Below are 18736 nucleotides of genomic sequence, written 5' to 3' on the forward strand. Positions count from 1 at the left end.
CCTCAAAAGGGTGCAGTAAATTACTTTATCAGTATATCATCAAAACGCCAACTTGTAAAATGTGATTTTGGATGAATTTACAAACCATATTTATCCTTTTTGTTCGATTTCACGATAGAGATACGCCAATGCATCCCCCAGTCCACCCAATTCATCGATCAATCCTTCTTTCACTGCGGTCGCTCCATCAACCACGCTTCCCACATCCATCACAAGTTCCCCTGTCCTCATCATCAGCTGCCTAAAACGCTTTTCGCTGATCTGGGAATGCGATGCTACAAAGCCTGTAATACGCTGCTGCATCTGTTCAAAGTACCGCATGGTTTGCGGTACACCCAACACAAGACCGGAATGGCGCACCGGGTGAATTGTCATGGTGGCAGTAGGCACAATAAAGCTTCGCCGCGCTGAAACTGCCAACGGAATTCCGATGGAATGTCCACCGCCCAGGACCAGTGTAGCACTCGGTTTGGTAATCCCGCTGATCAGCTCCGCCAACGCCAGTCCCGCTTCTACATCTCCACCTACTGTGTTTAAAATTACAAGAAGGCCTTCCACATCCGGGTCTTCTTCAATGGCCACCAGCTGTGGAATTACGTGTTCGTATTTTGTGGTCTTCTGATTTTGCGGCGCAATGGAATGTCCCTCGATTTGCCCCACAACAGTCAGGCAATGAATTGCATGAGGACCTCTGGTCCTCAGCACAGAGCCCATTTCCATCATATAGTCTTTTTCCAGTATCTCACGCTGCACTTCTTCAGGGTCGTTGCTATGTTCTTTTTTTGCGCGTTCCCGCTCTTTTTCCATCCGGGCACACTTCCTTTCTTTTCCCTTATTTTTTCCGCTTTATGCAGTATTTATGCATCGGCCCCTAACACTGGTTTCATTGACAAAAAAGCCGCAAACCATTATTATAAATAAGTATATATAGATTGCCGCTTGGACTGTGGCAAAAAGGAGCGCGAACTATGGGAAAGACGATTGCACAAAAAATTATTGCGGCTCATCTCGTTGACGGCACCCCCGCAGTCGGGAACGAAATCGGACTGCGCATCGACCAAACTTTGACGCAGGATGCAACAGGCACCATGGCCTATCTGGAATACGAAGCCATGGGAATTCCGCGGGTAAAAACAGAATTGAGCGTGGCCTATATCGACCACAACACCCTGCAGAACGGCTTTATGAATGCGGATGACCATCGGTTTATCCGTACGATTGCCAAGAAAATTGGCGTTCGCTATTCCCGTCCCGGAAATGGCATCTGTCATCAAGTACACCTGGAGCGCTTTGCCAAGCCCGGGAAAACGCTCATCGGCTCTGACAGCCATACCCCCACTGCCGGTGGTATTGGTGCTTTGGCGATTGGTGCCGGCGGGCTGGACGTCGCTGTTGCCATGGGGGGCGGTGCATACTACATTCCTTATCCGAAAATGACGTTGATCAAACTTTCCGGTCATTTGCAGCCGATGGTCAGTGCCAAAGATATCATTCTGGAAGTGCTGCGTATCATGAGCGTCAAAGGCGGCGTCGGGAAAATCATTGAATACGGCGGAGAGGGTGTTAAAACACTGAGCGTTCCGCAACGTGCCACCATCACAAATATGGGTGCCGAATTGGGCGCTACCACTTCTATTTTCCCCTCGGATGAAGTAACACATGAGTTCCTGCGTGCGCAGGGGCGTGAAGATGACTTTGTGCCTCTTGCCTCGGACGAAGACGCCGTCTACGACGAAGTGATCGAGATCGATCTGAGCAAACTGGTTCCTTTGGCCGCATGCCCCCACAGCCCGGATAACGTAAAACCGGTCAAGAGCCTCTCGATGACGAAGGTAGACCAGGTCTGTATCGGCAGCTGCACCAACTCCAGCTATACCGACTTAATGACTGTTGCTGCAATGCTGAAAGGCAAAACCGTAAGTCCGGAAGTCAGTCTTGCCATTGCGCCGGGCAGCCGTCAGGTTCTGAGCATGCTCAGCGAAAACGGTGCGTTGACCGATCTTCTCAATGCCGGAGCACGTATTTTGGAAAGTGCCTGCGGCCCTTGCATCGGCATGGGACAGAGCCCCAATTCCGCCGGTGTTTCCCTTCGTACATTCAACCGAAACTTCGAAGGACGCAGCGGCACACGAGATGCCGGAGTTTACCTGGTCAGTCCGGAAACTGCCGCGGCAAGCTGCCTGACCGGATACATCACCGATCCTACCACATTGCCTGCAATTGCTCCCGTTCAGATGCCCGAAACCTTCCCCGTGAATGACAATATGGTAGATCTCCCGGCAAGCCTGGACGAATACGAAAAAGTGGAGATTCTCCGCGGCCCGAATATCAAGCCGCTTCCGCAGGCGAAACCTCTGGAAAATGTTTTTGAACTTCCCTGCCTGCTGAAGGTCGGCGATAATATCACCACAGACCACATTATGCCCGCTGGAAGCAAAATTCTTCCCTATCGTTCCAATATTCCTCATTTGGCCAATTATTGTTTTGAAGTTTGTGATCCGGAATTTCCGAAACGCGCTCTGGCATCTGCTGACGGCGGTTTTATCGTAGGCGGCTCCAACTACGGTCAGGGATCCAGCCGTGAGCACGCGGCCCTTGTACCGTTGTATCTGGGTATCCGTGCTGTCATCACCAAAAGTTTCGCGCGCATCCACAAAGCCAATCTGGTAAATGCAGGCATTCTGCCGCTGGAATTTGTAAATCCGGATGATTACGAACGAATCAACTTGAACGACACTTTGGTGCTTGACAACGTTTTTGCGGGTCTGGAAGGCGCAGAGATCCGCCTGAGTGACAAAGAGACCGGCGCTGAATTTGCACTGAAATGTGATATTTCCGCCCGTCAGGCCGAAATCATCAAAGCTGGCGGTTTGCTGAATTTCACCCGTGAAAAAACGCTGAAATAAAAGAGAGGAGCTTCTGATCATGGTATCTGTAAACGAAGCCAAAGAAAGATTTGGAGAACTGATTGAAGCACAAAAAGCCCGCGTTGCCAAGATGCGCGCCCAGGGTGACTTTGTGGATTATTCCAAGCTGGATCAAATCGTCATCGGCATCTGCGGTGGTGACGGCATTGGTCCCACCATCACACACGAGGCTGAGCGTGTTCTTCGCTTCCTTTTGAAAGATGACGTCGCCAAAGGCCGCATCGTTTTCAAAGAAATCGACGGTCTTACCATTGAAAACCGCGCCGCACATATGAAGGCGATCCCGGATGATGTGCTTGCCGAATTGAAAGCATGCCATGTCATTTTGAAAGGCCCTACAACCACCCCGCGCGCCGGAGACGAGTGGCCGAACATCGAAAGCGCCAACGTCGCTATGCGCAAAGAATTGGACCTTTTCGCCAACGTTCGCCCCGTAAAAGTACCGGAGCAGGGCATTGACTGGACGTTCTTCCGTGAAAACACAGAAGGAGCCTACACGCTCGGCAGCTGCGGTTTTGAAACCGAGGACGGTATTTCCATTGACTTCACCGTCACCACTACAGACGGAACGGAGCGAATTGCTGCACTTGCTTATGATTTTGCGCACAAAAACCACAAAAACCGTGTTTCCATCGTCACCAAGGCAAACATTGTCAAAGCGACCGACGGCAAGTTCCTGCGTCTCTGCCAGGAAATGGGTGCCAAATATCCGGAAATCGTTACCGATGACTGGTACATTGATATCATGACCGCCAAACTGGTCGACCCGAAGCGCCGTCAGGACTTCCAGGTCTTTGTTTTGCCGAATCTATATGGCGATATCATTACCGATGAAGCTGCAGAATTCCAGGGTGGTGTAGGCACCGCCGGTTCCGGAAACATTGGCAAAAGATATGCAATGTTTGAAGCGATTCACGGCTCCGCCCCCCGTATGGTCAAGGAGGGCCGCGCCAAATATGCAGATCCCTGCAGCATGCTGCGCGCAAGCGCCATGCTCCTGTCCCACATTGGATATCAAAAAGAATCCGACCAGCTGACTGCCGCGCTGGATAAATGCATGTTTGAGGAAAAAGCGCTTACCATCACCGGACGTGACACGGGCTGCACCTGTGAGGAATTCGGCGATTATGTGATGCGCACCATTGAAACGCTTTGACAGAGCGCACTTTACAGCAGCGGAAAGAAAAATTTTATTCTAAAAAGGTCGGGTGAATCCAAACCATGCAGAACAAGGTTTCTCTGCCGGTCATCAAACGGTTGCCCAAATATTATCGCTATCTTTCTGATATGCATAAAAACGGCGTTGTAAAAGTTTCTTCCAGTGAACTTGCCAAAATTATGGGAACGACCGCCTCGCAGGTGCGTCAGGACTTCAACTGTTTTGGCGGCTTCGGCCAACAGGGCATTGGTTACCACGTGGATGTATTGCTGCGGGAAATCACCAATCTCCTGTTCAGCGAAAAAAAGTTGGATACAATTTTAATTGGAACCGGTCGTCTGGGCCGCGCGATTTCCGGCTATTTGACAGCTGAAGCCAAAGGATACCAACTAATCGCTGCGTTCGATAAGAACCCGGAAGAAATCGGGCGCCAGCTTTCCGGCGTAGACATTTTGGACATTGCGGACTTGGAATCATTTTGCAAAGAGCATCATCCTGAAGTTGCGGTTCTCTGCATTCCGCGTCAAAGTGCACAGGAACTTGCCCCTTCCCTTGTCGCTCTTGGCATCAAAGGATATTGGAATTTCAGCCATTACGACTTATCAGTGGTTTACGATGGCATTACCGTAGAAAATGTCCATTTGGGCGATAGTCTGATAAGTTTGGGTTATCGCGTCCGCAATAATTGATTCTCTTACAAAATATAAAACCTTCGGGATCGAAAGACCCCGAAGGTTTTTGTTTTAGCGGCTCAATTTTTCCAAAAGCGCCGTTATCTCTTCAATCTTTTCTTCTGCGTTCCCACTTTCAAATGCATCCTTCACACACCCGTTCATGTGCGCTTTCAGAATCTCGCGATTTACTTTGGACAAAATCGACTGTGTGGCAAGGATCTGGTTGGAAATGTCCATGCAATAGCGATTTTCCTCTACCATCGCCAGTATTCCATCCAGTTGTCCGCGAGCTGTTTTTAAAAGCCGTGTGACTTTTTGAGGATCTGCCTTCATCACTTCACCTCTGTTACAGAATAACCTGCTTCCGTCACCGCATCGGTCAACTGCTGCACGGAAACATCCTGTGTCAATGTGCACACCGCTTCTTTGTTTTCCAGGCTCACCTGTGCGTCGACACCCGGAATTTTTGTCAATGCTTGTGTGACATGCGCCACACAGTGCGGGCACATCATTCCTTCGATCTGAAGTGTAACTGTTTTCATAAAATCTTCCTCCTTTATATTCTGTACCGCACCAGGGGTTTGCGTACTGTACATAACCTTAAATCGTCTGAGCCTCAACGCATTGGACACAACACATACACTGGACAAGCTCATTGCTGCCGCTGCAAACATGGGATTCAGTTTCACCTGGAACAGCGGATACAAAAGCCCTGCCGCCAAAGGAATGCCAATACTGTTGTAGAAAAAGGCCCAAAACAGATTTTCCTTGATATTGCGAATCACTGCTTTTGACAGTCGAATTGCCGTTGCTACATCCCGCAAATCGTTTTTCATCAAAACAATATCTGCACTCTCGATTGCTACGTCTGTGCCTGCACCAATCGCAATTCCCACATCGGCACGCGCCAGGGCAGGTGCGTCATTGATTCCGTCTCCTACCATTGCAACAATTTTTCCGTCTTTTTGAAGCCGTGCAATTTGCTGTTCCTTCTCCTGCGGAAGCACTTCTGCTATAATTCGTTGAATCCCCAGCTGCCGCTGAATCGCTGCCGCAGTTTTCTGGTTATCTCCTGTGAGCATCGTCACAGCAACGCCCATTTTCTCAAGCATGGAAATTGCTTCTTTGCTGGTGGGCTTGATCGTATCCGCTACTGCGATTATTCCAATCAGCCCCTTTTGTTCAGATGCAAACAGCAGCGGTGTCTTTCCCTCTTCACTCAATCTCTCCAAAGTGCTCACAGCATTTTCAGAAAGTGTAACCTTTTGTTCGCGCATCATTTTTTCGTTTCCGGCATACCATAGTTCCCCTTCAACGAAAGCAGAAACGCCCCGGCCAAAATTCGCCTTAAACTCACTGACGGGAAGCTGCGCTATATTTTTTCCTTTTGCATACTCCACAATCGCTTGAGCCAAAGGATGCTCACTGCGCCCTTCAATGCTGGCCGCAGCCGACAAAAAGTCAGTTTGCGACAGTTCTGCCAAAGGAAAGACATCCGTCACAACCGGTTTTCCCTCTGTAATCGTTCCTGTTTTATCCAAAACAACTTCCTGAATATTGTGAGCCGTTTGCAAAGCTTCTCCGGATTTAATCAGGATTCCATTCTCTGCACCTTTTCCAGTTCCCACCATAATCGCAACCGGTGTGGCAAGTCCAAGTGCGCAGGGACAGGAAACCACCAGAACTGCAATTCCAACGGAAATTGAAAACTCAGCTGTTTGCCCCATCAAAAGCCAAAAAATCGCCGCCAGTACTGCGATCGATATAACTACCGGAACAAAAATTCCTGCAATCCGATCGGCCAACTTGGCAATTGGTGCCTTGCTTGCGCTCGCATCTTCTACCAAACGAATGATCTGTGCTAAAGTGGTATCATCCCCCACCTTAGTTGCCCGGAATTTAAAGAAGCCGGTCTTATTTAAAGTCGCAGACAATACCGTGCTGCCTGCTGTCTTTTCAATCGGAATGCTCTCTCCTGTAATGGCGGCTTCATCTACGCTGGTACTCCCCTCCACAATGACGCCGTCTGCCGGAACATTCTGTCCCGGCTTTACAAGAACGATATCCCCGATCATAAGTTGCTCTACAGGAATGGTCCGTTCCACTCCGTCACGCTCAACAGTAGCGGTTTTGGGCGCAAGATCCATCAAGCGTGCAATTGCCTGTCCTGTTTTACCTTTGCTCTTCGTCTCCAGGTATTTGCCCAATGTAATCAGCGTCAAAATCATTGCAGCCGATTCAAAATACAAGTCCATATGGTAACGCTCAACCAGAGCTCTGTCATCTGTGCCAAGCCCATATCCCATGCGCATAATTGCAAAAACGCCGTATACCAACGCCGCACTCGAACCAATTGCAATCAAGCTGTCCATATTGGGAGCACCATGAAACAATGTTTTAAACCCTACCTGATAATATTTCCGGTTCACATACACAACCGGTAAGGTCAAAAGGAACTGAACCATTGCAAAGGTAATTGAATTTTCATAACCGATCAAAAAGCCAAATTGTGGCAGCCCTACCATATGTCCCATTGACACATACATCAAAGGAATCAAAAAAACAGCCGAAATGAAAAGGCGCATTTTCATTTCTTCCAGTTGCTGCTGAATTTTCCCCTGCGGCGTTTTTTCCCTTTTCTGTACATTCGTCTCTCCTACCGGGATAGCGCCATACCCTGCCGCAGATACCGCTTCTATTACCGCACTGTTTGCTATTTGTGTATCACTCTCAATGACCATGCTGTTTGTCAGCAAATTGACCGTAACATCACGTACTCCCGGAATTGCACGTGCTGCTTTTTCAACGTGCGCACTGCACGCAGAGCATGTCATACCTGTCACATCATATTTTTGTTTCATTTCATCATTCACCTCACCACCCCCACGGGGTGGGGGTATATAATTAGTATACTCTGTTTGTAGTATTTGTCAAGTCTCTCCTTTCTTTTCAACGATTTGAAAATTACACCTTATCTGTGGTATAGTAATCATCATAACGCAAGCCTAAGAAAGGAGTGACACAACATGCAGAAAAAAATTGAATTGATCGGCGTACAGATGGATCTGGGAGCCTCAAAACGAGGGGTCAGCATGGGACCTGCGGCCATACGGTACGGCGGCGTTTGTGAGGGAATTCGCGCACTTGGATATGATTTAACAGATAAAGGGGACCTCCTGTGCTTAACTTCCGGAGAAACTTCGGAAAAACTGCGCAACTATCAACAGGTCGTCGATATCAATCAGCGCCTCTATCTCTCGACCATGGAAAGCCTTCAAAACGGGGCGCTTCCCATCATTCTTGGTGGTGATCACAGTATTGCTGCGGGAAGCATTTCTGCTGTCTCCAAACACTACAAACAAATTGGAATCATTTGGATTGACGCTCACGGTGATTGGAATGACGAATTCAGCACAGAAAGTGGAAACATGCATGGAATGCCTTTTTCGGCCGTATGTGGTTGGGGTCCAAATTTGATGGTCGATTTTGGTCAAGGTCCTGTTTTTGTTGACCCCAAGCACTGCGTCCAGATCGGTGGACGCGATATTGATACGGAAGAGCGTATCCGCATGAAGAAAGCCGGCGTCACAGTGTTCCCCATCAATGTAATCGATAAGCTTGGTATGAGTGAAGTAATAGAGCAGGCTATCAATATTGCATGCCGTGATACAGTTGGCTTCCATCTCAGCTTTGACATTGACGCAATCACGCCGGAAGCTGCTCCCGGAACCGGAACGGTCGTGCACAGTGGCCTTACCGTTCGAGAAGCGTTTTTGGCCGTGGAAACAATCAGCGAAACCGGAAAAATGCTTTCGATGGACATGGTCGAAGTGAATCCCATTTTGGATATTCGTAACAAAACAGGCATCCTTGCGTCTGAATTGATCCTTTCTGCATTGGGAAAAGTGGTATTTTAAAACAAATTTCGGATCAACAAAAAAGAGGAGCGATTTCACCGCTCCTCTTTTTTAAACTGAAAAATATACAACGACTTTCCATGCGATGAACCAACTTATTTCCATCTTGTTGGCTAACTCTTGGAAAATAGAAATCCCTCTGGTATAAAAACCAGAGGGATCAAAATGCTAGTAATTATTCGCCAAAAACAGCTTTGTAGTCAGCCTGGAACTTCTCAATGCCAGCATCAGTCAGAGGATGCTTCACCATCTGCTCGATGACCTTGTAGGGAACCGTAGCGATATCCGCACCAGCCAGAGCACAATCCGTCACATGAATCGGATTACGCACAGAAGCAGCGATAATTTCGGTCTCAAAGCCATAGATATCAAAGATGTCCGCAATGGTACGAATCAAATCAATGCCCGGAGTAGAAATATCGTCCAGACGGCCCAGGAAGGGGCTAACATACGTAGCGCCTGCACGGGCTGCCAGCAAAGCCTGGTTTGCGGAGAAAATCAGAGTGCAGTTCGTTTTGATGCCTTCAGAGCTCAGAACTTTAATAGCCTTCAGACCTTCAACCGTCATAGGAATCTTAACAACCATGTTGGGATGCAGTTTTGCAATTTCACGGCCCTCAGCAATCATGCCCTCAGCATCAACCGTCGTAGCCTTGACCTCGCCAGAGATCGGTCCATCAACAATCGAAGTGATTTCTTTCAGAACCTCATTAAAATCACGGCCCTCTTTGGCAATCAGGCTGGGGTTTGTAGTCACGCCACAAATAACGCCCATGTCATTGGCTTTGCGAATATCTTCAACATTCGCGGTATCAATAAAAAACTTCATTGCTCAACGCTTCCTTTCCTGATTTCGCCAGAAAAAGTATGATTACTTTTTCTGTTTTTTCCTTCATCTAAGTTAGTATAATCAACCTAAATAAAAAAGTCAATTAATTCCTAAAAATGTAGGACAACGCACAAAATTAACAGCTGTTTTTTGGGCAATAGCGCAAAAGTTGTTTCGCATTTATAATAAAAAATATTATTCATCATATAAATATATCACATTTAGGCTATGATGTATTATTTTTTATAAAAAATCAAGATTCTTCAAAATATAAAATTTCTATTAAAGTGTTCACGATGAGCCACAATCCCCAAAGTAGCATTATGATCGAAGTAAGTTCAAACAGCCATACAAACGAGAAAGAGCCGTCCCTCAGTGAGAAAAGAAGAACTCCTGCCAGGGCCAATACACTTCCTCCACGAATCTTGGCTTCTTTCTGTGCTTTTGTATGAAAAGTTCTGTTGCTTTTAGTTCCCACTTGTATGTAAACATTATCTAAATCCAATTTAAGGCCGGGATGCAAATGCGTAATATGCATAATATCTCACCTGTCTCCATCCATTTGGATTCAGAATACCACAAATGCATTTGTGGCATCTATCATAATGAAGAAAAATTACATTCAAAATTCTGTAAAATAAACGCAGCACCTTGCCCCAGAAGCCGATCTGGCAGGTGTCTGAGGAATGAGTAAAAGCATAGATAGAAATAAAAAAGACATCCGGAACGAAAATACGTTCCGGATGTCTCCTGGCTCCCCTTGTTGGACTCGAACCAACGACCTACGGATTAACAGTCCGCCGCTCTACCGGCTGAGCTAAAGAGGAATATGATGGTGACCCGTGGGAGAATCGAACTCCCGTTTGCGGCGTGAGAGGCCGCCGTCTTGACCGCTTGACCAACGGGCCATATAAAAGAAAAGAGCCGGCACCTACCTATTTTTCCAGGTCGTCTCCAACCAAGTATCTTCGGCACAACCAAGCTTAACTACTGTGTTCGGAATGGGAACAGGTGGGACCTTGGCGTCATCGGCACCGGCTATGAATACTAAAAGCAACGCTATTAGCCTAGCCTTGTATTCTCTTTTCTCTCTTGAGGAACTCACCCTCAAAACTGAACAACAACTGCTTTTGGCAAATGCAGAACCAATCTAAGATGTGGTCAAGCCCTCGACCTATTAGTACATGCTAGCTGAACGTGTCACCACGCTTACACTTCATGCCTATCAACCTTGTAGTCTTCAAGGGGTCTTACCTGATTGACTCAGTGGGATATCTTATCTTTGGGCCGGCTTCACGCTTAGATGCTTTCAGCGTTTATCCGATCCGCACATAGCTGCCCAGCTGTGCCACTGGCGTGACAACTGGTGCACCAGAGGTGCGTCCATCCCGGTCCTCTCGTACTAGGGACAGATCCCATCAAATATCCTGCGCCCACGACAGATAGGGACCGAACTGTCTCACGACGTTCTGAACCCAGCTCGCGTACCGCTTTAATTGGCGAACAGCCAAACCCTTGGGACCGAATTCAGCCCCAGGATGCGATGAGCCGACATCGAGGTGCCAAACCTCCCCGTCGATGTGGACTCTTGGGGGAGATCAGCCTGTTATCCCCAGGGTAACTTTTATCCGTTGAGCGATGGCATTTCCACTCACATACCACCGGATCACTAACTCCAACTTTCGTTACTGCTCGACCCGTCAGTCTCGCAGTTAGGCTGGCTTTTGCGTTTGCACTCTTTGGCTTGGTTTCCGTCCAAGCTGAGCCAACCTTTGAACGCCTCCGCTACATTTTAGGAGGCGACCGCCCCAGTCAAACTGCCCACCTAACAATGTCCCCCAACCCGATTCAGGGCTGCAGGTTAGAATTCCAATATCACAAGTGTGGTATCCCAAGGTCGACTCCACAAAAGCTGACGCTCTTGCTTCCCAGTCTCCCACATATCCTGTACATGTAATACCGAAACCCAATATTAGGCTACAGTAAAGCTCCATGGGGTCTTTCCGTCTTGTCGCGGGTAACCGGCATCTTCACCGGTACTACAATTTCGCCGGGCGGGCTGTTGAGACAGTGCCCAAATCATTACACCATTCGTGCGGGTCAGAACTTACCTGACAAGGAATTTCGCTACCTTAGGACCGTTATAGTTACGGCCGCCGTTTACTGGGGCTTCGGTTCGATGCTTGCACATGTCCCCTTAACCTTCCAGCACCGGGCAGGTGTCAGCCCGTATACGTCATCTTTCGATTTAGCACAGACCTGTGTTTTTGCTAAACAGTTGCTTGGGCCTATTCTCTGCGGCTCACTTTCATGAGCACCCCTTCTCCCGAAGTTACGGGGTCAACTTGCCGAGTTCCTTAACAACCCTTCTCCCGTTGGCCTTAGAATCTTCTTCCTACCTACCTGTGTCGGTTTGCGGTACGGGCACCTTAGATATACACAGGGCTTTTCTCGCCTCTCTCCATGCACGACTTCGCTCATTCGCTCGCTTTCGACCGGGAACCAACACCCGGCTCATACACTTCAAAAGTGTCCCCCTGCTTAAATCTTTCGGTGGCTACGGAATCTCTACCGTATGTGCATCGGCTACGCCTTTCGGCCTCACCTTAGCTCCCGGCTAACTTGGAGCGGACGAACCTTCCTCCAAAAACCTGAGGCTTTCGGCCATGATGATTCTCACATCATTCGCGCTACTCATTCCGGCATTCTCACTTGTGTACAATCCACGACCGCTTGCGCTACCGCTTCTCCTCGTACACAACGCTCCCCTACCCAGCATTGCTGCTGCCTAAGCTTCGGTGCAGATTTTAGCCCCGTTGAATTTTCGGCGCAGAGCCACTCGACCAGTGAGCTATTACGCACTCTTTAAATGAGTGGCTGCTTCTAAGCCAACATCCTGGCTGTTTGTGCAGCTCCACATCCTTTTCCACTTAAACCTGCTTTGGGACCTTAGCTGTAGGTCTGGGCTGTTTCCCTTTTGACTATGAGACTTATCTCACACAGTCTGACTCCCATGCATCAATTTTCCGGCATTCTTAGTTTGATAGGCTTCGGTACCCTCTCGGGCCCTAGGCCATTCAGTGCTTTACCTCCGGAAATCTAACATGAGGCTAGTCCTAAAACTATTTCGGGGAGAACCAGCTATCTCCGAGTTCGATTGGAATTTCTCCGCTACCCACAGTTCATCCGCCGCCTTTTCAACGGAGGTCGGTTCGGCCCTCCATGGAGCTTTACCTCCACTTCAGCCTGACCATGGGTAGGTCACTCGGTTTCGGGCCCAATGCATGCAACTCAACGCCCTATTCAGACTCGCTCTCGCTGCGGCTCCAGTGCTTAACACCTTAACCTCGCTACATACATTCGCTCGCCGGACCGTTCTACAAAAAGTACCCGATCACACTTTGACGTGCTCTCGGTGCTTGTAGGCACAGGGTTTCAGGTTCTATTTCACTCCCCTCCCGGGGTGCTTTTCACCTTTCCTTCACAGTACTATACGCTATCGGTCACTGGGTAGTATTTAGGCTTGGAGGGTGGTCCCCCCGACTTCCGACCAGGTTTCACGTGTCTGGCCGTACTCTGGATCCTGCGCAGCTCTCTCCGTTTTCCCTTACATGGCTCTCACATTCTCTGGCGTGCTTTCCCACACACTTCAGGTAACAGATTAAGTCCTAAAAGCAGTCCATAACCCCGGCAGTATTTCTACCACCGGTTTGGCCTCTTCCGCGTTCGCTCGCCACTACTTACGGAATCTCGGTTGATTTCTCTTCCTCGCCCTACTTAGATGTTTCAGTTCAGGCGGTTCCCCACATACACCTATGGATTCAGTGTATGTTACATGGACATGACTCCATGTGGGTTTCCCCATTCAGAAATCTGCGGATCAAAGATTGTTTGCATCTCCCCGCAGCTTTTCGCAGCTTACCACGTCTTTCTTCGGCTCCCAGTGCCAAGGCATTCGCCCTGCGCCCTTTCTAGCTTGACCGTTTTCTCAGTCTTGATTCTTCCATTTGCCAACTAGAGTTTTCTCGAAATTGTAGATTTCTCTATCAATCTTTTGTCTTCTCTAATCTTCGCAGTTCTTGTTCAGTTTTCAAGGTGCATTCCGCTGTTTGAACTTCCTTCTCCTTCTCAGAAGAAGTGGTGGGCTCAAGTGGACTCGAACCACCGACCTCGCGCTTATCAGGCGCGCGCTCTAACCACCTGAGCTATGAGCCCATTTTTGGTGGAGATAAGGAGGCTCGAACTCCTGACCCCCTGCTTGCAAAGCAGGTGCTCTCCCAGCTGAGCTATACCCCCACGCTTTCGCGTTCGGTTACGCTCTTTATCTTGAGTTCCCTTAAGGGCCCTCAAAATTAAACAATATCTTTCCGCTTAACTTTCCCTGTTCCAGAATGCTCTTCCGAACATCCTGCCTGACTCCTTAGAAAGGAGGTGATCCAGCCGCACCTTCCGATACGGCTACCTTGTTACGACTTCACCCCAATCACCAGTTTTACCTTCGGCGGCGTCCTCCTTGCGGTTAGACTACCGACTTCGGGTCCCCCCGGCTCTCATGGTGTGACGGGCGGTGTGTACAAGGCCCGGGAACGTATTCACCGCGGCATGCTGATCCGCGATTACTAGCAATTCCGGCTTCACGCAGGCGGGTTGCAGCCTGCGATCCGAACTGAGACTATTTTTGTGAGGTTTGCTCCACCTCGCGGTATCGCTTCTCTTTGTTAATAGCCATTGTAGTACGTGTGTAGCCCAGGTCATAAAGGGCATGATGATTTGACGTCATCCCCACCTTCCTCCGTTTTGTCAACGGCAGTCTCGCTAGAGTCCTCTTGCGTAGTAACTAACGATAAGGGTTGCGCTCGTTGCGGGACTTAACCCAACATCTCACGACACGAGCTGACGACAACCATGCACCACCTGTCTCGATGTCCCGAAGGACTTCACTAATCTCTTAGCTATGCATCGGATGTCAAGACCTGGTAAGGTTCTTCGCGTTGCTTCGAATTAAACCACATACTCCACTGCTTGTGCGGGCCCCCGTCAATTCCTTTGAGTTTCAACCTTGCGGTCGTACTCCCCAGGTGGATTACTTATTGTGTTAACTGCGGCACGGATGGGGTCAATCCACCCACACCTAGTAATCATCGTTTACAGCATGGACTACCAGGGTATCTAATCCTGTTTGCTACCCATGCTTTCGAGCCTCAGCGTCAGTTAGTGCCCAGTAGGCCGCCTTCGCCACTGGTGTTCCTCCCGATATCTACGCATTCCACCGCTACACCGGGAATTCCGCCTACCTCTACACCACTCAAGATCTGCAGTTTTGAAAGCAGTTCATGGGTTGAGCCCATGAGTTTCACTTCCAACTTGCAAATCCGCCTGCGCTCCCTTTACACCCAGTAATTCCGGACAACGCTTGCCACCTACGTTTTACCGCGGCTGCTGGCACGTAGTTAGCCGTGGCTTCCTCGTCAGGTACCGTCATTATCGTCCCTGACAACAGAGGTTTACAATCCGAAGACCTTCTTCCCTCACGCGGCGTCGCTGCATCAGAGTTTCCTCCATTGTGCAATATTCCCCACTGCTGCCTCCCGTAGGAGTCTGGGCCGTGTCTCAGTCCCAATGTGGCCGATCAACCTCTCAGTCCGGCTACCGATCGTCGCCATGGTGGGCCGTTACCTCACCATCTAGCTAATCGGACGCGAGGCCATCTTTCAGCGGATTGCTCCTTTGACCTCAATACGATGCCGTATCGTGGTCTTATGCGGTATTAGCAGTCGTTTCCAACTGTTGTCCCCCTCTGAAAGGCAGGTTCCTCACGTGTTACTCACCCGTTCGCCACTAAGCTAAGCCAATGTCACTCCGAAGAGATCTATCGAAATAGCTCCGTTCGACTTGCATGTGTTAGGCGCGCCGCCAGCGTTCGTCCTGAGCCAGGATCAAACTCTTCATTAAATGGTATTTAAACCAGCTTAATGCTGAATCTAAATCTTAGCATCCAGTCCGCAATCGCTTGCGTCCTAAATTACTTAAAGGAAATGTTTTTTGTGAACGTTTTTCACGTTCTAGGGTTCCGTTAAGCTTCTTGATATTGTTTAATTTTCAAGGTCCTTAGCGTCCTCTCGGACAGCTCATTTATTATATCTCATTCAGTTCCGTTTGTCAAGAACTTTTTTCGATATTTTTTTGAGCCGTCTCTTCGGAGCAGCTTTCCTATTTTAGCACTCTCTTGCCCTTTTGTCAAGAACTTTTTTCGTGCTCTTTTCGGTCGGCTTTTCGCTCTTTCGTACCCGTCTACATCTGTGACGGTTTTTATATATTACCACCGTTGTCGAAGAATGTCAATATGAATTTTTAAATTTATTCTAAAAGTTTTTCGCGCATTCTCTGCAGAAGTTTTCGTTCTCTTCGTGAGATTTGCACCTGTGTTGTGCCAAGTACTTTTGCCGTTTCGCTTTGGGTTTTGTTTTGGAAAAAGCGAAGGTAGATCAACATTCTTTCTTCCTTTGTAAGTGTGTTTAACACACTCTTTAAACTGAGTTTGTCTGTCAGCACTTCCTCACAGCTCTCTTGCGGAATGTCAAACTCTTTATTACCGTCCTCATCTGTTACGGGTGTAAGAGAAAGCGCCGGCAGAGAGGCACTCATGGCATCTGCCACTTGTTCCGGTGTGACATCCAATCGTTTTGCAATTTCTGATACTGTCGGTTCCTGCCCGGTTTGCTTCAAACACTTTTCGCGAACGGCATTTACTTTAATCCCCAATTCTTTCAAAGAACGGCTGACTTTTACTGAACCGCCATCTCGAAACAGCTTTTTGATCTCCCCCAGAATAACTGGCACAGCATACGTAGAAAAACAAAGTCCTCTGCTCTCGTCAAAACCGTCATATGCCTTAATCAGCCCCATGCATCCGGCCGCGTACAAATCATCGTACTCAATACCGCGCCCCTTAAAACGCCCTGCACAGGAATGCACCAATCCAAGATTGTTTTCAATAAACTCCGCCCGTGTTCCAACTGTAACTGGCATAGAATCCCCGCTTTCCCTAGTTATGTACCTTTTTAGCGGGAGCCCAGTTTTTTCACCAACGTTACACGCGTTCCTCTGCCCGGTTTTGAACTCACTTTGATTTGATCCATAAAACTTTCCATAACTGCAAATCCAAGCCCGGCACGCTCCTCTCCGCCTGTGGTAAACAACGGCTGCATTGCCTGCTGCACATCTTCAATACCGCACCCTTTATCCGCAACAATAATGCGCAGTTCATTTTCTTCATAAAAAGAGACCGTCACGGTGATCAGCCCAATGGTGTCGCGATAGGCGTGAACGATACAATTGGTCACAGCCTCCGAAACAGCCGTTTTGATATCTGCCAGCTGATCCAGTGTAGGGTCGGCCTGTGCAGCAAAAGCAGCTACCGCGCTGCGCGCAAACCCCTCATTGACGCTACGGCTCGGGAAAGTAAATTTTACAGTATTGATTGGTTTCATATCCCTGTACCTCTCATTCTTTTGATTCGATTCCCGCGAGTGAAAGCATTCGCTGAATCTCTCGGGGTGCTTTTTGAACAACTACGATGCCGCCCAGAGAATTAATCAAGCGATGACGTCCTAAAATCAGACCGATTCCTGAAGAATCCATAAAAGTCACGCCCGAAAAATCCAGGGTCAAAGTCTTCGGGGATGCCGCCCGCACCCGTTCGTCGATCTGCTCACGCAAAATGGCAGCCCAGTGATGGTCAATCTCTCCAGACAGCAGCGCCGTCATGTTTTCGCCGTCTTCGCAGATGATTACCTGTGTCATAATACAAAGCTCCTTTGACAAAAGAAAAAGGCATATCGCCTATGCATTAAGCATACGCAATATGCCTTATATTTTTTGTTAAAAAGCGTCGTTCAGCGCACAAAAACTTTTCTTGCTTCCGAAGCAAGATAAAGGCTTCCGCATACCAGCAGACCATTCTCCATTTCCGACCGCGCCATCTGTAAAGCCTGCGGCACCGTAGAAACCGGCGTCACATCTGAATAGAACCTTCGAGCAATCTCTGCCAGCTGCTGCGCTGTAATCGCTCTGGGACTGTCGGGAGTAACCGTATACAGCTTTCGAATATACGGGCTCAAAATCTGCAGCATCTGATCTGCACCTTTTCCATCCAGAATGCCTATCACAGCTGTCAGATCCTGCACCTTCGCAGTATGAAGCGTATCCGCCAAAGCCTTTGCCCCGTCCACATTATGCGCGCCATCAAGAATGATCAACGGGTTTTGCGCCAGAATCTCAATTCTGGCGGGGAACCGCGCCTTTCTGATTCCCTCGATTATCGCATCATCTGGAACATCCAGCCCTTTGTCTGTAAGGGCTATTGCCGCTTCCACCACTACCGATGCATTGTAAGCCTGGTGTTTTCCCGGGAACGGTATCTGCAAGTCATATCCGCCGTAGTTAATCCGATTTTCAAAAGGACGCCCTTTGTAGAAATAAAAATCCTGCAATTCCGGCACAACCATTTGCGAGCAATTCGCCCTTTGCGCCCGGACCACAATTTCATCCATCGCCTCTTGCGGCTGAACCGGATAAACGACCACTGCGCAATGATTTTTTAAAATGCCGCACTTTTCAAAGGCAATTTTTTCGTAGGTATCTCCCAGCAATTCCGTGTGGTCTTTTCCAATTGCCGTAATGCACGCCACCAGCGTATTTTGAACCGCATTGGTGGAATCCAGACGACCGCCCAAACCTGTCTCCAGGCAGACAATATCGCACTTCTCTTCCGCATACCACAAAAGAGCTGCCGTGGTGACCGCATCAAACTCCACGATGCTGTCCCAGCCCTCTGCCTGCAGTTCTTCCATTGCTTCACGAACCCGGGTCAGATGCCGCGCCAGAACTTCTTCTGGGATCATTTCGCCATTGAGCAGAAAGCGCTCCCGAAAGTCCAAAACATAGGGACTGATATTGCAGCCCACTTTATACCCTGCTTCTTTTAAAACACTGGCCAGCATCACTGTAACACTGCCCTTCCCGTTGGTTCCTGCCACATGAATAAAGCGCAAATCTTTTTCCGGATGGCCCAGTTTTTCCAGAAGAAGTCCGGTATTTTCTACTCCGCAATGTCCTGCAATCCGCGGGAGCCCATGCACCCATTCCACCGCCTGTAAATAATCCATCTTATACCCTCCTGCGAGCGCAAAGCCGGAAAGGGCAGCCAGAGGGACTGCCCTTTCTTCTTT

Annotated in this window: 13 protein-coding genes, 4 tRNA genes and 3 rRNA genes; 4 read left to right on the forward strand and 16 right to left on the reverse strand. The window is 48.7% G+C overall.

Going from position 1 to position 18736, the window contains the following annotated elements; all coding sequences use genetic code 11:
- Window positions 1-90: 90 nt before the first annotated feature.
- Complete coding sequence (locus ACKTS9_RS02150; protein ID WP_349214269.1) at window positions 91-807, reverse strand: ClpP family protease; 717 nt, start codon at window positions 805-807, stop codon at window positions 91-93.
- 161 nt (window positions 808-968) lie between these two features.
- Between ACKTS9_RS02150 and ACKTS9_RS02155 the strand changes: the two genes are divergently transcribed.
- The 3 genes from ACKTS9_RS02155 to ACKTS9_RS02165 all read left to right on the forward strand — a co-directional run bounded on the left by ACKTS9_RS02155 (window position 969) and on the right by ACKTS9_RS02165 (window position 4775).
- Window positions 969-2906 carry an aconitate hydratase gene (locus ACKTS9_RS02155; RefSeq protein WP_349214267.1) on the forward strand — a complete coding sequence of 646 codons (1938 nt, stop codon included), beginning with the start codon at window positions 969-971 and terminating at the stop codon, window positions 2904-2906.
- A 19-nt stretch (window positions 2907-2925) separates the two neighbouring features.
- Complete coding sequence (locus ACKTS9_RS02160; RefSeq protein ID WP_349214265.1) at window positions 2926-4083, forward strand: isocitrate/isopropylmalate family dehydrogenase; 1158 nt, start codon at window positions 2926-2928, stop codon at window positions 4081-4083.
- A 65-nt stretch (window positions 4084-4148) separates the two neighbouring features.
- On the forward strand, window positions 4149-4775 hold the full coding sequence (locus tag ACKTS9_RS02165; RefSeq protein WP_349214263.1) for a redox-sensing transcriptional repressor Rex: 627 nt from the start codon (window positions 4149-4151) through the stop codon (window positions 4773-4775).
- A gap of 54 nt (window positions 4776-4829) precedes the next feature.
- Here ACKTS9_RS02165 and ACKTS9_RS02170 read toward each other — a convergent pair whose 3' ends face one another.
- Both ACKTS9_RS02170 and ACKTS9_RS02175 read right to left on the reverse strand, forming a co-directional pair.
- Entirely contained in the window at window positions 4830-5093 is a 264-nt protein-coding gene (locus tag ACKTS9_RS02170) for a metal-sensing transcriptional repressor (RefSeq protein WP_349214261.1), read from the reverse strand.
- Window positions 5093-7621: a heavy metal translocating P-type ATPase gene (locus tag ACKTS9_RS02175; RefSeq protein WP_407882060.1), complete on the reverse strand. Its 2529-nt coding sequence runs from the start codon at window positions 7619-7621 to the stop codon at window positions 5093-5095. The genes ACKTS9_RS02170 and ACKTS9_RS02175 overlap by 1 nt, the downstream gene beginning before the upstream one ends.
- 165 nt (window positions 7622-7786) lie before the next feature.
- Between ACKTS9_RS02175 and rocF the strand changes: the two genes are divergently transcribed.
- A complete protein-coding gene (gene rocF, locus ACKTS9_RS02180; RefSeq protein ID WP_349214259.1) occupies window positions 7787-8677 on the forward strand; it encodes an arginase in 891 nt (296 codons plus the stop codon).
- A 175-nt stretch (window positions 8678-8852) separates the two neighbouring features.
- Here rocF and fsa read toward each other — a convergent pair whose 3' ends face one another.
- The 13 genes from fsa to ACKTS9_RS02245 form a co-directional block, all read right to left on the reverse strand.
- A complete protein-coding gene (gene fsa, locus ACKTS9_RS02185) occupies window positions 8853-9506 on the reverse strand; it encodes a fructose-6-phosphate aldolase (RefSeq protein WP_349214257.1) in 654 nt (217 codons plus the stop codon).
- Between the two features lie 253 nt (window positions 9507-9759).
- Window positions 9760-10044 carry a hypothetical protein gene (locus ACKTS9_RS02190; protein ID WP_349214256.1) on the reverse strand — a complete coding sequence of 95 codons (285 nt, stop codon included), beginning with the start codon at window positions 10042-10044 and terminating at the stop codon, window positions 9760-9762.
- Between the two features lie 213 nt (window positions 10045-10257).
- Window positions 10258-10333 (reverse strand) — tRNA-Asn (locus ACKTS9_RS02195).
- A gap of 6 nt (window positions 10334-10339) precedes the next feature.
- Window positions 10340-10414 (reverse strand) — tRNA-Glu (locus ACKTS9_RS02200).
- 14 nt (window positions 10415-10428) lie between these two features.
- A 5S ribosomal RNA gene (gene rrf, locus ACKTS9_RS02205) occupies window positions 10429-10545 on the reverse strand.
- A 118-nt stretch (window positions 10546-10663) separates the two neighbouring features.
- A 23S ribosomal RNA gene (locus ACKTS9_RS02210) occupies window positions 10664-13488 on the reverse strand.
- Between the two features lie 156 nt (window positions 13489-13644).
- A tRNA-Ile gene (locus ACKTS9_RS02215) sits at window positions 13645-13721 on the reverse strand.
- A 5-nt stretch (window positions 13722-13726) separates the two neighbouring features.
- Window positions 13727-13802: transfer RNA gene (locus ACKTS9_RS02220), tRNA-Ala, on the reverse strand.
- Between the two features lie 128 nt (window positions 13803-13930).
- Window positions 13931-15458 (reverse strand): 16S ribosomal RNA (locus tag ACKTS9_RS02225).
- Together the 16S, 23S and 5S rRNA genes with 4 tRNA genes alongside form the textbook arrangement of a ribosomal RNA operon.
- Before the next feature lie 405 nt (window positions 15459-15863).
- On the reverse strand, window positions 15864-16535 hold the full coding sequence (locus tag ACKTS9_RS02230) for a sigma-70 family RNA polymerase sigma factor (protein WP_349215417.1): 672 nt from the start codon (window positions 16533-16535) through the stop codon (window positions 15864-15866).
- Window positions 16536-16567: 32 nt separating this feature from the next.
- Window positions 16568-16996 (reverse strand): anti-sigma F factor, encoded by a 429-nt coding sequence (gene spoIIAB, locus ACKTS9_RS02235; RefSeq protein WP_349215416.1) that lies wholly within the window; start codon window positions 16994-16996, stop codon window positions 16568-16570.
- A gap of 13 nt (window positions 16997-17009) precedes the next feature.
- On the reverse strand, window positions 17010-17309 hold the full coding sequence (locus ACKTS9_RS02240; RefSeq protein ID WP_349215415.1) for an anti-sigma factor antagonist: 300 nt from the start codon (window positions 17307-17309) through the stop codon (window positions 17010-17012).
- A gap of 92 nt (window positions 17310-17401) precedes the next feature.
- Window positions 17402-18673 carry a bifunctional folylpolyglutamate synthase/dihydrofolate synthase gene (locus ACKTS9_RS02245; protein ID WP_407878713.1) on the reverse strand — a complete coding sequence of 424 codons (1272 nt, stop codon included), beginning with the start codon at window positions 18671-18673 and terminating at the stop codon, window positions 17402-17404.
- Window positions 18674-18736: the final 63 nt, after the last annotated feature.

The organism is Owariibacterium komagatae (assembly GCF_045865535.1).
Classification (GTDB): domain Bacteria; phylum Bacillota; class Clostridia; order Oscillospirales; family Ruminococcaceae; genus Ruthenibacterium; species Ruthenibacterium komagatae.

Coding starts and splice junctions, on each gene's coding strand:
- ACKTS9_RS02150 (WP_349214269.1), bottom strand. CDS start 807: ATGGAAAAAGAGCGGGAACGCGCAAAAAAAGAACATAGCAACGACCCT.
- ACKTS9_RS02155 (WP_349214267.1), top strand. CDS start 969: ATGGGAAAGACGATTGCACAAAAAATTATTGCGGCTCATCTCGTTGAC.
- ACKTS9_RS02160 (WP_349214265.1), top strand. CDS start 2,926: ATGGTATCTGTAAACGAAGCCAAAGAAAGATTTGGAGAACTGATTGAA.
- ACKTS9_RS02165 (WP_349214263.1), top strand. CDS start 4,149: ATGCAGAACAAGGTTTCTCTGCCGGTCATCAAACGGTTGCCCAAATAT.
- ACKTS9_RS02170 (WP_349214261.1), bottom strand. CDS start 5,093: ATGAAGGCAGATCCTCAAAAAGTCACACGGCTTTTAAAAACAGCTCGC.
- ACKTS9_RS02175 (WP_407882060.1), bottom strand. CDS start 7,621: ATGAAACAAAAATATGATGTGACAGGTATGACATGCTCTGCGTGCAGT.
- rocF (WP_349214259.1), top strand. CDS start 7,787: ATGCAGAAAAAAATTGAATTGATCGGCGTACAGATGGATCTGGGAGCC.
- fsa (WP_349214257.1), bottom strand. CDS start 9,506: ATGAAGTTTTTTATTGATACCGCGAATGTTGAAGATATTCGCAAAGCC.
- ACKTS9_RS02190 (WP_349214256.1), bottom strand. CDS start 10,044: ATGCATATTACGCATTTGCATCCCGGCCTTAAATTGGATTTAGATAAT.
- ACKTS9_RS02230 (WP_349215417.1), bottom strand. CDS start 16,535: ATGCCAGTTACAGTTGGAACACGGGCGGAGTTTATTGAAAACAATCTT.
- spoIIAB (WP_349215416.1), bottom strand. CDS start 16,996: ATGAAACCAATCAATACTGTAAAATTTACTTTCCCGAGCCGTAGCGTC.
- ACKTS9_RS02240 (WP_349215415.1), bottom strand. CDS start 17,309: ATGACACAGGTAATCATCTGCGAAGACGGCGAAAACATGACGGCGCTG.
- ACKTS9_RS02245 (WP_407878713.1), bottom strand. CDS start 18,673: ATGGATTATTTACAGGCGGTGGAATGGGTGCATGGGCTCCCGCGGATT.